Raw genomic sequence first — 13,306 nt, 5'->3', positions numbered from 1 at the left:
TTCAATGCGTGGCCGGTGTAGCGGCGGTCTGCGCAAGTTGCCGCCCGTCGCTGCGCGCCAGCATTTTGCGTATTACAAAGGGCAAGACCCCTCCATGATCCAGATAACGAATCTCCTGGTCGGAATCGATCCGCAGCACCAGAGGCAAGGAACGCAGCGTTTGGCCGGCCCTGCTGATGGTCAGGACAAGTTCATTGACGCCAGGATGCAGAACTCCCAAGCCATCGAAATCCAGTATTTCATCGCCTTGCAGCACCAGCGATGCGGAATCGAAATCCGCCATGAATTCGATGGGATAGACGCCCATTCCAATCAAGTTGCTGCGGTGTATGCGCTCGAAGCTTTGTGCGATCACGGCCCTGACTCCCAATAGCGACTGAGCCTTGGCTGCCCAGTCGCGGCTTGAACCCGCGCCGTAATTGATGCCGCCGATGATGACCAGAGGAATATTCTGTTCCAGGTAGCTTCTGGATGCTTCGTAAACCGGCAGGACCTGCGATCTCGACGCGTTCCAGGCCCAGCCGCCAGGGCCGGCATTCCCGGTACCGGCAACCTTGTTGTTGACCGCCTGATTGGTGTAGGCACCGCGCAGCATGACCTCATGATTGCTGCGGCGCGTGGAATATTGATTCAAGTCGGCCGGGTCCTCGCCGCGCTCCAGCAGCCACTGGCCCGCCAGGCTCGCCGCGGGGATGGCTCCCGCCGGCGATATATGATCGGTCGTGACGTTGTCTCCCAGATGCATGAGTACCCGCGCGCCGCGCAAAGACCCGGAGGCACCGGGCTGTCTGGCGACCGCTTCCAGATACTGAGGCCGGCGCAGGTACGTAGAGTGGGAGTCCCACTCAAACTGCGTGCTGGCCGCCGCATCGAGCGCGGCCCAATGAGGTGTGCCGTCCCAAACAGTCCGGGCCCGGGCCCGGAAATCCTCTTTGCGCAAATAGGTATTCACGGTACTCCCTACCTGCTCGTCCGAGGGCATCAGGTCGTGCAAGTAAATATCCTTTCCCAATGCATCTTGCGCGATCGGATCGGCTTCGATATTGATATCGACCGTGCCAGCCAGGGCATAAGCCACAACCAGGGCCGGCGACGCCAGATAGCCCGCCGGCACCTTCGGATTCACCCGGCCTGCGAAATTGCGGTTGCCCGACAGCACGGCAACCCCTTTGAAGCCCTTATCGGCCAGTTTCTCGACATGGCTTTCCAGGCGTCCTGAATTGCCGATGCAAGTCATGCAGCCAAACCCGGTCAAGTCAAAGCCCACGGCGGAAAAATCCGCCATCAAACCCGATGCACGCAAATAATCGGCCACGACCTGCGATCCGGGCGACAGTGAAGTCTTGACCCAGGGTTTGGGAAGCAAGCCATGGCGACGGGCGTTCCGCGCCAACAAGCCTGCCTGAATCATGGACTGCGGGTTGGAGGTATTGGTGCAACTGGTAATCGCCGCAATGACCACTGCGCCGTTATCGAGGCTGTCCGATGAACGGGGCCATTGCAGTTCAAGCGGGCCGCGGCCCTCGCGCCGGGCAAAAGCCGTCACCTGTTTATTGAACGACGGCCCTACCGTAGACAGATCCTGGCGCTGGTGCGGCTGAAAAGGCCCTGCCATGCTGCGCTTGATGGAAGCCAGGTCAAGTTCGATGATTTCGTCAAACTCCGGCTCCGGTGCGTCGTCCCGGCGCCACAACGCTTGCACCTGCAAGCAACGATCCACTTTTTCTATGTGCTCTTCCGAACGTCCCGACAAGTGCAAATACCGGTGCGTTTCATCATCAAAGGGGAAAAACACAACCGTGGCGCCATACTCGGGCGCCATGTTCGACACCGTGCCGCGCACCCCCCAGCCCAGCCCGGAAAGCCCAGGCCCGAAAAACTCGACGAACTTGCCGACCACCTTTCGGGCCCTCAGGATTTCCGCAACGCGCAAGGCCAGATCGCTTGCCACCACGCCGCCGGCCAATGAGTTTGTCAGGCGTATGCCTATCACCTCCGGGTACGGAATCGGCACCGGTTCGCCCACGAGAGCGGCCTGCCCTTCCAGGCCGCCCACTCCCCAGGCCAGAACGCCAATCGCATTGATCATGGGAGTGTGGCTGTCGGTAGCCACCATGTCGTCCGGATGCAGCAGCTTGCGGCCGTCGGCCAATTCAGCCTCGCATACCACCTGCGCCACCACTTCCATGTTCATCTGGTGAATGATCCCGGTACCAGGCGGAATGACTTTAAAGTTATCCAGGCTTTTTTCCGCCCATTTGATAAACCGATAGCGTTCGGCATTGCGCCGGAAATCGATATCCAGGTTTTGTTCGGCCGCCTCGGGGCTGGCATATTTCTCGACGATCACCGAATGATCAATCGTCAGGACCGCGGGAATTACCGGGTTGACATCCTGCGGCGTGCCGCCCAGGGCCTGTACGGCATCTCGCATCCCGGCAAAATCGACCAGCGCCGGCAAACAGGTCGTGTCGTGGAACATCAGGCGATTCGGGTAAAAAGGCACCTCGCAATCGCCCCCGTTGAAACAGGCGCGGGCCAGCACGCCGTCGAACGCCTCGGGCGCGCAGCGCGCCACATTTTCAAGCAGCAGGCGGATCGAATAAGGCAGTTTTTGCAGGCACTCGCCGCCTACGATTTTTGGAAGATCGACGTAGTGGTACACCTGGCCGCGAATGTCGATCTGGCCGAGGCTTTCTGGAAGGGGGTTGATAAACATGAATGGGCCTGGACTTTCTCTTCAGGAAACGTTGCACTGGAAACGTGGATGCACGTCCGTTACCCGAATGCTACAAGGCCCTGAATACGGGAACAATTGATCATTTGCCATTTCTGCGTTCTCGAATCGAGAACGTATGGAAAAATACATCGTCGACAATCCCGATAGGAGCCCGCGCGCAACCGAATCAGCCCTGGCGGCCCAGACTATCGATCAATGCCCGAACGGTAGGCGAAGCATTCTGAAAACTCCGTATGCCTATAAGAAGATCGCGCCTGGACCACGGCTCATCCAGGGACAGGATCTTGAGCCGGCTGGCCTTCAAATGGGGCCGGGCCAAGGCCCTGGGCAAAATGGCAAGCCCCAGACCCGCCTCGACCATCTGGCACATGCATTCGAAACTGCTGATGCGAATCTTGAAATCCAGCCTTTCACCGAGCTTGCCGGCCTCGCTCAGCAAAAGCGCATGAACGGAACTGTCGGCATGCGGCCCCACGAATTCATGAGCAAGCACCTCCATGAACGTCACGCCATCTTTTCCGGCCAGGGCGTGGCCCTGGGCAACCAGCACAACCAGTTCGTCCTGGCGGTAGGGAAATACTTCCAGGCCCTGGGCTGGCGTCTGTTGCGCAAAAATGCCCAGGTCGGCATGGCCCTCGCACACCGCCTGCACCACGGCCGAACCCACACGCTCTTCAATATCGAACTTGATCAGCGGATACACACTAACGAAACGGGCGATATCCCTGGGCAAAAACTGCGCAATGGCCGACGTAATGGCATGAATGCGCACATGGCCCTTGATACCGCTGCCAAACTCGGCCAGCTCGTTTTCCATGTGTCCCAGCACCCCCTGCAACCGACGGGCATAAAACGCAATGGACTGCCCTGCCGGCGTAAGCTCCACGCCGCGGGAATTTCGAACCAGCAAGGCCGAACCCACCTGGTCCTCGAGCTCTTTGATTCTTTTGCTGATGGCCGATACCGCCAGATGCTTGCGGCGCGCCGCCCTGGTCAGGTTTTTCTCTTCGGCCACCGCAACGAAAATATCGAGGGTCGTCAGGTCGTAATTCATCGATGTCCTTCTTTTGTACCGGCTCGAAACGAGCCTGCACGGTACCATGCACTGTGTGTATTTATCCGCCGGCAATCGAGGCTGCCTCGAAGTGATTGCAAACTTCCTTGAAAATTGCCGCAAAATTCTGTTCCGCAGAAACAGGCGTCTTGCGCTTGTGCCTGATAAAGCTGATGGGGGGCAATCTTTCCTCAAACACGAAAGGAACGCGCGCTATCTTTTCGTTCCGGCAGATATCAATCGCGATTTCCTCGGCCACCAGGGACACGAAGGAGGTGGACGTCAACAGCAGGTCTTCAATGACATCGGCCGAATAGGTTTCGATTTTCGGGAAAGGCAGGGCCACCTCCGCCTTGGCAAAAATTTCGATAATCATCTTCCCCGTGGGAGTGGCAAAAGACGGCAAGATCCAATCCATCGAGGCAAGAGTGCTCAGGGAAATTCTTCCCTTCCGCAACCTTGCGACCAGCGCCGCATTGGCTATCAGCACAGGGCGCTGGGCATACAACACATCCTCGGACAGATTATCGCCAGCTTCGATAACGGTGGCCCGCCCTATCATGCAGTCCAATTCGCCTTGCCGCATAAGCCTCACCAACTGATCGCTCGTCGCTCTATGCAAGGAAACCGTGACCTTGTGCAAAGCATATATCTGCCCTATCGCCCTGGACAATAAGCGGCCCGAAACGGAAGGTATGGCGCCTACATTCAAATGCGCCGTGTGCCCGGTCAGTATTGCCTCGGTTTCGTGCCCCCAATTGTCCATATCCTGAAGCACGCTCCGCGCCCGGCGCAACGCGAGCTCACCCAAAGGAGTCGGAACCAGGCCGGTGGCGGACCTGACAAAAAGCGGGGCTCCGAATATGTCTTCCAGCTCTTTCAAGGCCTTGCTTGCCGCCGGCTGGCTAAATCCCAGCGCCTCGGCAGCACGCGTCAGTGAGCCTTGCCTGGAAATCTGCAGTACCAATACCAGGTACCGCAGCTTGAGCCTGGACAGAAGCCGATCGACTATATTTTGCATTCTCCGCCACCATAACCAATAAGTTATTGCTATATAAAGAATAGCAATTTTTAGGTTATTTTAAAGCGATATACTCGATTTCATCTCTTTGTCCGAGGCTCACCTCTCATGCCAGATGCGTTCACCACCCGACCGGAAATCAGGGGAACTTTCGGCGTTGTGTCATCGACCCACTGGATTGCATCCCAGGTCGCCATGGGCGTCCTGGAAAAAGGCGGGAATGCCTTCGATGCCGCTGTCGCGGGCGGCTTCGCCTTGCAGATCGTAGAGCCGCACCTGAATGGCCCCGGCGGCGAAGTGCCTATTCTTTTCTGGAGTGAAAAAGAGAAAAAGCTGCTTTCTTTATGCGGGCAAGGCCCTGCGCCGGAACTTGCGAATATTCAGTATTTTCGAAATATGGGACTGGACCTGGTGCCCGGCATAGGCCTGCTGCCCGCCTGCGTACCCGGAGCATTCGGAGCGTGGTTGACCTTGCTGCGAGACTACGGCACCTGGGAGCTGGAAGAAGTTTTACGGCCGGCCATAGATTTGGCAAACCAAGGATTCCCGCTCGTCCCGCGCATCGTGCAGGCCATTGTTGCCGTGCAGGATCTATTCAGGCAAGAATGGCCCGATTCCGCCAAAACGTGGCTGCCGGATGGAAAAGTGCCTGACTTGAATCAGCTCTTTCGCCTTCCTGCAATCGCATCGACCTACACGCGCATCGTCAGCGAAGCCAACGGCAGATCGGCCGACAGACGGGAGCGAATCGATACGGCGCTATCCATCTGGTATGAGGGTTTTGTCGCCAAAACCATAGACCATTATTACAGGACCAAGGCCGTTCGAGACACAACCGGACAGCGCAACCCCGGCCTGCTGCGCCTGGAAGACATGGCCCACTGGCGACCTGCCTATGAAACCCCTGCAACCTTGCAATATGGTCGATATACCGTCGCAAAATGCGGCGCGTGGTCCCAAGGGCCGGTATTTCTGCAACAACTGTCCATCTTGCGCCATTTCAACGTATCCGGAATGGATCCTGGATCGGCCAGCTTCGTCCATCATCTGAGCGAGTCGGCCAAGCTCGCGTATGCCGACAAGCTGGCCTGGTACGGCGATCCCAACGCGGTTCATGTCCCATTGCAAGCCCTTTTATCCCTTGAATATTCGCAGGCCCGGGCAAAACTGATCGGTGCCCAGTCTTCCCAATTTCTGCAACCGGGAAGCCCCGAAGGGCGTGCTCCGGTCCTGCCCGACCTGAAAGCCGCGGACCGGACCCTAACAAAGGCCGACACCCGCTTCGGCGTGGGCGAGCCTACCTTCGCGGCATTGCCTCCGGTAGAAACATGGGCCGACAAAGAGATCTTTGTGGGCGACACATGTCATCTGGACGTGATCGACAAACACGGCAATATGGTAGCGGCGACGCCCTCGGGCGGCTGGCTGTCTTCGAGCCCCGTCATTCCCGAACTTGGATTTGCCATCACGACTCGTTTGCAGATGAGCTGGCTGGACGACAAAGTGCCCGGAGCCTTGCGGCCTGGCTTCAGGCCTACCACCACGCTTTCGCCAAGCCTGGCGCTTCGGGATGGCATACCTTACATGGCCTTTGGTACACCCGGCGGGGATCAGCAGGACCAATGGTCACTTGCGTTTCTGCTGCGGCACATCGAAATGGGCATGAATCTGCAAGAGTCGATCGAGGCGCCCTCCTGGCACATCAACCACTTCCCCGGTTCATTCTGGCCACGCTCGACAATCCTGAACCGTATAACTCTCGAATCCCGCTTCAGCGAAGCGTGCATCGCCGACCTGAAGGCAGCCGGCCACGAAGTCAAAATCGGGCCGGCATGGTCCGAAGGACGAATAAGCGCCTGCACACGGGAATTCACGAAAAATGGAAGCCTGCTTTTGCGTGCCGCCGCCAATCCTCGCGGCATGCAAGGCTACGCGGTCGGCCGCTAATATTCTTTCTAATTAAAAGGACGGAGCAATGAACATTATGAAGTGGAAACTGCCCATAGCCATTCTTTTCGGCTTTCTGCTCGCCCCTTCGCTAGCCTGCGCAAAATGGCCGGACGAAAAGCCGATCACCATCGTCGTGCCATGGGCTCCGGGAGGCTCTACGGATATTCTTGCCCGTCTGCTCTCGGAAAAACTCACCAAAGCATTGGGACAGTCGGTCATTGTCGAAAACCGATCGGGCGCATCCGGCAATATAGGCTCGCAAATCGTCGCCAAGGCAAAGCCGGACGGCTACACGCTGCTTGTCGGTTCCATGAGTACCCACACCATGAACCAAGCGTTATACAAGAACATGCCGTTCGACGGAGTCAAGGATTTCACCCCCATAGCGGAACTGGCGCTGGTCACAAACACCATGGTGGTAAACGCCTCCTTGCCGGTCAATACGGTCGCCGATTTCATAAAATATGCCAAAGCCAGGCCAGGCCAACTGGCGTTCGCATCGGCCGGAATCGGGTCGACCAATTACTTGAGCGCAGCCCTGTTCGACAAGGGTACCGGCATAAAAATGACCCACATTCCTTACCGGGGCGGCGCCCCGGCCGTGCTCGACACGGTCGCCAACCGAACGCAAGTGCTGTTCAGTGCGGCCACCCAAACACTGCCTTACGTCAAAGCCGGAAAATTGAAACTGCTGGCGGTTACAGAGGGGAAACGCTCTACGCTGTTTCCCGACGTCCCGACAGTGGGCGAAACCGTGCCTGGCTATGAGCTCGCAGTCTGGTACGGATTCTTCGGCCCCAAAGGCATGGACCCGGCATTGGTCGCCCGCCTAAACAAAACAACCAATCAGATTCTGGAACAACCCTCAGTCGTCAAGGCCATGAATAACATCGGCGTCGTACTGGTTCATTCAAGCCCGCAACAGTTCGCCCAGACTCTTGCGCACGATGCAGATAAATATGGAAAACTGATTCGCGAACTGGGGATCACTGTAGAATGATTTCACCGAAACCCGACTCAGGGAACCGCCTCGACCTGCCCAAGGATGGCTACACCAACATAGCGGCATTGTCCTTTGGGGCCACTCCGGGCGATCTGTTTGCGGCGGCCGACGCGTGTGCTTTCCACGTGCTTGAACACTCGCATTGCACTGTCAATCGGTTCAATGCCGAAAAAATGGAGCTCACCCGGCTCTACAGTTCAAATATGGAAAAATATCCGATAGGCGGCACCAAGTCCAAGTCCGGCACGAATTGGGGCCGCCACGTGCTGCTGAACAAGCTTTTGTTCGTTGGCCAGGGATTGGCGGCCATCAAAAACTCGTTTGAAGATCATGAGCTGATTGCATCCCTGGGCCTGCGCTCGGTAATCAATGTCCCCTTGGTCTGCGAAGGCAACTGCCTGGGCACCTTGAACTTTCTGTCGCGCGAAGACCGTGTCACGCAAAGGCAAATCGACTTTGCACAAAGGCTGGGGTTATTGATTATTCCGGGCATGCTTGCATCAGAAATTTGACGGCGTACTTTTGCTGCCCAGACCGCCACTGGCGTGTTTGTGCGCATGGACCTGCCATTTCGTCCCACTGTTTGAGAAAAACCGGTAAAGCACATATCCATACTCTTGTATTGTCCCAAGGGTTGGCAGAACAATAGGGCCACGACTTCCCTTCTGCTTATTCACTAACACAGGTTTTCCCGCCTGAGGACACATCATGAGTTCCAAAAAAAACAAACCGGCCGTACTTTCGCCCGCCGGCTCCCTCTCCGACCGCATTGTCTGGGTCAAGGTATCGCTGGTATTTTTACCGCTGGCGGCCCCCATCAGTGATGCCAAGGTACTTACGGGCCGCCAGAAACCGCTAACGGAAATTGCCTTTGTCTTCGCCGAGATACGGACCGAAAATGGCCACGAAGGCATAGGCTTCGGCTACTCGAAACGCGCCGGCGGACCCGGCATGTACGCTCACGCCAAGGAAATCGCTCCGGAACTGCTTGGCGAAGACGCCAACGATATCGCACGGATCTGGACCAAACTGGTCTGGGCAGGCGCATCGATGGGCCGCAGCGGGCTGACCACGCAAGCGATTGCACCCTTCGACATCGCCCTCTGGGATCTCAAAGCCAAGCGCGCCAAACTGCCGCTTGCCAAGCTGCTGGGAGCACACCGCGATTCCGTACGCTGTTACAACACCTCGGGCGGCTACCTCTCGATGCCCTTGAACCAGGTGCTGAAGAACATCGACAAATCGCTGGACAATGGCATTGGCGGCATCAAGATCAAGGTGGGCCAACCCGATACCGCCACCGACCTCAAGCGCGTGACCGCAGTACGCAAGCGCCTTGGCGATGCTTTTCCGCTCATGGTCGACGCCAACCAGCAGTGGGATCGTGCCACCGCCCAGCGTTTTGGCCGCGTGCTGGAACAATTCAACCTGACCTGGATCGAAGAGCCTCTGGATGCTTACGACGTGGAAGGCCACGCCGCCCTGACAGCCTCGCTCGACACGCCGATCGCAACGGGCGAGATGCTGACCAGCTTTAGCGAGCACGCGCAACTGATTACGGCTCACGCCTCGGATTTCGTTCAGCCCGATGCACCGCGTGTTGGCGGTATCACGCCCTTCCTGCAAATCATGAGCCTGGCCGATTTCAAGGGCTTGAAGCTGGCGCCCCACTTTGCCATGGAAATCCACTTGCATCTGGCGGCGGCGTACCCGCAAGAGCCCTGGCTGGAACATTTCGAGTGGCTCGAGCCCATGTTCAACGAACGTCTTGAGCTGCGCAACGGCCGCATGATGGTGCCCAATCGACCTGGGCTTGGCTTCAGCCTGAGCAAACAAGCCCTGGCCTGGACAGCGGACAAGGCAGAATTCGGCAAGCGCCCCTAAGCGCCCGCTTGCCGGCCGGCAAGGCAGCTCGAAGAGCATCGATGGCGTGCCCATTTTTTCGGGCACTCGTCATCGATGCTCTTGCGCAAAAAACAGGCTGATGGCGTCAATAGTCGGTATTGAGTGCTTTTGCTGAGGGGGCCATGACCGCATTCCAGCTTCTGTGCCACAAATGCGCCACCCAAAGCGCGTAGTACCGACCCTTACGTACGAGAATGTCGTTTGCGGTACGTCCCAACCATTCTTCAGATCTGCCTTTTTGGCGAACCGCTTCGCGCCAGAGTTTCGCGACAGAGTTGATGGGCGCTCCGGCGGCATCGATCAGCGCAGATGGGCAATCGTAATAATGCAGGTGCGCCATTTCATTCATGGAATTGTGCGCCAGTTGCCCATCGATCGTGTTCAACACATCAAGGCAAATCATCCGCTGCCCGTCTGCATCACGCCGCCGCACCGTCCAGAGATGGTTTGCCCTGATCTCATGCGTAACCAGCTTCCAGCCCGGATGCCGGGCCAACAGTATTTCAGTGACGAATGCTTCCCTGGTAATTTCGTTGCTCTTACGCCAACCCATGACTGCCTCCTCAATAATGTTGTGTTGTCTGTAGTTGTTATCGGTACTTATAAAAAAACCGCTTAAGGAATAATCCGTAAGCGGTTGATTTTCTGCATGGAAATGTGGTGGGTGCTACAGGGTTCGAACCTGTGACCTACGCCTTGTAAGGGCGCCGCTCTACCAACTGAGCTAAGCACCCCTTTAACTTGGGGCCACTTCACTTCATGCAAAACGCGTTGGGCATTATAGCCCACTTGTATTTGAGCAGGCAAATACAAGTGGAACCTATTAGTTGACTGCGTCTTTAAGAGCTTTGCCTGGACGGAATTTAGGCACTTTGGCTTTCTTGATTTTAATGGCTTCGCCGGTGCGAGGATTACGGCCTGTGCGAGCAGCGCGCTCGGACACGGCAAACGTTCCAAACCCAACCAGAGTAACCGTACCGCCTTTCTTTTTGAGCGTAGATTTAACGGCGCCAATAAATGCATCGAGGGCACGGCCGGCGTCAGCTTTGGACAAATCGGCTTTGGTGGAGATGTGTTCGATAAGCTCTGTTTTATTCATTAAGGATTACCCCTCAAAATTATTAAAACCAGACGCCACTCACGGGTATCGTCTGGCGCTCAATTGAAAAGCACGTTGCACTCGAGTGCGCCACGTACTGCCCAGTTCAATCAAATACATTGCAGCCAAGCGGCATCATTTGCAATGGTTGACACGCTTGGCTGACTAATGCGTATTAAGCCTTTTAAAAATAAGGCTGTCAAGCGAAACACCCCTCAAAACCCGCATAGCCACTAGCTTTTTGTTTTTGCGCAGCAACATCTTTAAATTTTATAAATTTTTTCGATGCGTCAATCCGCGATGCGCGAAAATATGGTAACGCCCTTTTGCAGAAGCCTGCTGCGGGAAAAAGCGCGAGCCGCGCCCACGAGCCTTTTATGCGGGCGGGACTCGGGCCGAGCTGCTAGGCAAGCGCCTGGACAAAGTCGCCGATCAGATCCTCGGTGTCTTCTATGCCAACGGACACGCGCAAGAGGTTATCGGAAATCCCCATCACAGCTCGCTGCTGCGGCCCCATTTCATAATAAATAGTATGGGCCACCGGCAGCACCAGAGTACGGTTGTCGCCCAGGTGAGTCGCCAGAATCAACACTTTAAGCTTGTTGAGGAAATCGAAGACATCGAGATCGTCGACCAGTTCAATACCCATCAAGGCTCCAAATCCCCGGCCAAACAAGTCGACCGCCCGCTCATGCTGCGGATGGCTGGCCAAGCCGGGGTAATGAACCTTGGCCACCTTGGGGTGCTGGCTTAAAAAGCGTGCCAGGGCCAGGGCATTGCCGCAGGATTTTTCCATGCGCAGGGCCAGCGTTTCGGCTCCGGCTGCAATGCGGTGCGCAGCCTCCGCGGAAAGTGTCCCGCCCATGTCGCGCAAACCCTTTTTCTTGATTTGAGTCAGCCCCCAGGAGGTCGGCTTGCCCTTGCGATAAGGTTCGGCGATGTTTGCGTAGTCGGACCAATCGTACAGGCCCGTGTCGGTCACCGCCCCTCCCAGCGCGTTGCCATGCCCGCCTATGTGCTTGGACAATGAATTAATGACGAGGCTGGCCCCCAGGGCCACACCCTGACAAAGCCAGGGTGTGGCCAGGGTATTGTCCAACACATAAATCAGGTTCTTTTCCCTGCACCAGTCCCCTATTGCACGCAGGTCCGCCACCTGCGTGCCGGGATTGGCGATAGCCTCTGTAAAGACCATCTTGGTGCCGGGCCGGTAAGCCTGTTTCACGCTGTCGATATCGGTCGCGTCGACCAGAGTAACGTCGACACCCATGCCCTTGAGTGTGCCCAGCAGGCTATTGGTGTTGCCAAAAATATACTGGCTGGAAATCAGATGATCGCCGGCCCGCAACAAAGTCAGGAACGTTGCAGCCAGGGCAGCCATGCCCGTGGCAAAGCTTACGGTACTGACCCCGCCTTCCATCTGGGTCACTTTGACCTCGAGTGCCGCGGTGGTCGGCGTGCCTTGCCGGGCATAGGTAAACCCCGCTTTGCCCTGAAACACGGCGGCCAACTCGTGCGAGTCGGAAAACGCATATTCCGTTGACGGGTGCATGGGCTTGTGTATCGCCCCGTGTTCCACAGAAGAGCGCCGGTCGGAATGAAGAATCGTAGTGGTAAAACCGTTTTTATCAGGCATGATGAAAGTTACACATAGTAAGAGTTGATCGTACTAAAAAAACACCGAGGCGCTCAGGCGCGCCTTGTATGGCGTCCTTATCAAACATAGCCAAAGCTAAGACTGGCGTTGGCGCACCGACTCGTACAGGCACACCGCACTGGCCACGCTGACATTCAGGCTTTCGACCGCGCCCAGCATGGGAATGGTCACAAGCTGATCGCAGGTTTCCCCGGTCAGGCGGCGCATGCCTTCACCTTCGGCTCCCAGTACCCACGCCATGGGCTGGCGCGCATCGACCTGGTACATGCCCTGGGGCGCCTGATCGTCGGTCCCCACCAGCCAGACATTGCGCTCCTTGAGCTGACGCATGGTCCGCGCCAGATTGGTAACGGTAATATAGGGTACGGTTTCCGCGGCGCCGCACGCAACGCGCTGGACCGTGCTGTTCAGGCCCACCGCGCGATCCCGCGGCGCGATCACAGCGTGTACGCCGGCGGCATCGGCCGTCCGCAAACAGGCGCCAAGATTGTGAGGATCGGTCACGCCATCGAGAATGAGCAGCAGCGCGGGCTGATTTTTATCCTCAAGGTAGTCCAGAACCTCGTCCACATCGACCGCCAGCTTGTCGGCTTCGGCCAATGCCACGACCCCCTGGTGCCTGATGCCGCGGGCCAGGCCGTCGAGCCGTTCGGCCGACACGGGATGGACACGGATGCTGGCGGCCTGCACCTGCTCGATGAAAGTCTGCATGCGCTTGTCGCGGCGCGAAGCCTCGACATACAGCTCTTTGATTGAAGCCGGAGCACGCCGCATACGCGCCACCACGGCATGAAAACCCGCCAACACCTGATGAGAAGCCATAAAACCATCCTTGGATTATTTTACCGATGAGTAAAGCCGCCGGACGCACGCCACC

At 57.1% G+C, this 13,306-nt stretch carries 11 protein-coding genes and 1 tRNA gene; 4 read left to right on the top strand and 8 right to left on the bottom strand.

Going from position 1 to position 13,306, the window contains the following annotated elements; translation table 11 throughout:
• Window position 1 precedes the first annotated feature (1 nt).
• The 3 genes from acnA to LSG25_RS00620 form a co-directional block, all read right to left on the bottom strand.
• On the bottom strand, window positions 2-2,719 hold the full coding sequence (gene acnA, locus LSG25_RS00630; RefSeq protein WP_232742808.1) for an aconitate hydratase AcnA: 2,718 nt from the start codon (window positions 2,717-2,719) through the stop codon (window positions 2-4).
• Between the two features lie 187 nt (window positions 2,720-2,906).
• Window positions 2,907-3,794, bottom strand: a complete 888-nt coding sequence (locus tag LSG25_RS00625) for a LysR family transcriptional regulator (RefSeq protein ID WP_232742807.1) — start codon at window positions 3,792-3,794, stop codon at window positions 2,907-2,909.
• A gap of 61 nt (window positions 3,795-3,855) precedes the next feature.
• The gene (locus LSG25_RS00620; protein ID WP_232742806.1) at window positions 3,856-4,815 is read right to left on the bottom strand and encodes a LysR family transcriptional regulator; all 960 of its coding nucleotides are present in this window, start codon (window positions 4,813-4,815) and stop codon (window positions 3,856-3,858) included.
• A 108-nt stretch (window positions 4,816-4,923) separates the two neighbouring features.
• On the opposite strand from LSG25_RS00620, the gene LSG25_RS00615 reads away from it, so the two are divergent.
• The 4 genes from LSG25_RS00615 to LSG25_RS00600 all read left to right on the top strand — a co-directional run bounded on the left by LSG25_RS00615 (window position 4,924) and on the right by LSG25_RS00600 (window position 9,652).
• The gene (locus LSG25_RS00615) at window positions 4,924-6,762 is read left to right on the top strand and encodes a gamma-glutamyltransferase family protein (RefSeq protein ID WP_232742805.1); all 1,839 of its coding nucleotides are present in this window, start codon (window positions 4,924-4,926) and stop codon (window positions 6,760-6,762) included.
• Between the two features lie 37 nt (window positions 6,763-6,799).
• Window positions 6,800-7,765, top strand: coding sequence for a Bug family tripartite tricarboxylate transporter substrate binding protein (locus LSG25_RS00610; protein ID WP_370635981.1), 966 nt, complete (start codon window positions 6,800-6,802; stop codon window positions 7,763-7,765).
• Complete coding sequence (locus tag LSG25_RS00605) at window positions 7,762-8,280, top strand: GAF domain-containing protein (protein WP_232742803.1); 519 nt, start codon at window positions 7,762-7,764, stop codon at window positions 8,278-8,280. Before LSG25_RS00610 ends, LSG25_RS00605 begins: the two co-directional genes overlap by 4 nt.
• Before the next feature lie 196 nt (window positions 8,281-8,476).
• Window positions 8,477-9,652 carry a mandelate racemase/muconate lactonizing enzyme family protein gene (locus LSG25_RS00600; RefSeq protein WP_232742802.1) on the top strand — a complete coding sequence of 392 codons (1,176 nt, stop codon included), beginning with the start codon at window positions 8,477-8,479 and terminating at the stop codon, window positions 9,650-9,652.
• A gap of 106 nt (window positions 9,653-9,758) precedes the next feature.
• On the opposite strand, the gene LSG25_RS00595 is transcribed toward LSG25_RS00600, so the two are convergent.
• From LSG25_RS00595 to rlmB, 5 genes are all read right to left on the bottom strand, one after another.
• Window positions 9,759-10,226, bottom strand: coding sequence for a hypothetical protein (locus LSG25_RS00595; RefSeq protein ID WP_232742801.1), 468 nt, complete (start codon window positions 10,224-10,226; stop codon window positions 9,759-9,761).
• Window positions 10,227-10,331: 105 nt separating this feature from the next.
• Window positions 10,332-10,407 (bottom strand) — tRNA-Val (locus tag LSG25_RS00590).
• An 89-nt stretch (window positions 10,408-10,496) separates the two neighbouring features.
• A complete protein-coding gene (locus LSG25_RS00585) occupies window positions 10,497-10,772 on the bottom strand; it encodes an HU family DNA-binding protein (protein WP_232742800.1) in 276 nt (91 codons plus the stop codon).
• A 403-nt stretch (window positions 10,773-11,175) separates the two neighbouring features.
• Window positions 11,176-12,408 carry a cystathionine gamma-synthase family protein gene (locus LSG25_RS00580; protein ID WP_232742799.1) on the bottom strand — a complete coding sequence of 411 codons (1,233 nt, stop codon included), beginning with the start codon at window positions 12,406-12,408 and terminating at the stop codon, window positions 11,176-11,178.
• A gap of 96 nt (window positions 12,409-12,504) precedes the next feature.
• Complete coding sequence (rlmB, locus tag LSG25_RS00575; protein WP_232742798.1) at window positions 12,505-13,251, bottom strand: 23S rRNA (guanosine(2251)-2'-O)-methyltransferase RlmB; 747 nt, start codon at window positions 13,249-13,251, stop codon at window positions 12,505-12,507.
• Window positions 13,252-13,306: the final 55 nt, after the last annotated feature.

This window comes from Paralcaligenes sp. KSB-10 (genome assembly GCF_021266465.1).
In the GTDB taxonomy this organism is placed as follows: Bacteria; Pseudomonadota; Gammaproteobacteria; order Burkholderiales; family Burkholderiaceae_B.
The sequence above is the reverse complement of the archived record's forward strand: the minus strand, read 5'-3'. Positions and strand labels throughout refer to the sequence as shown.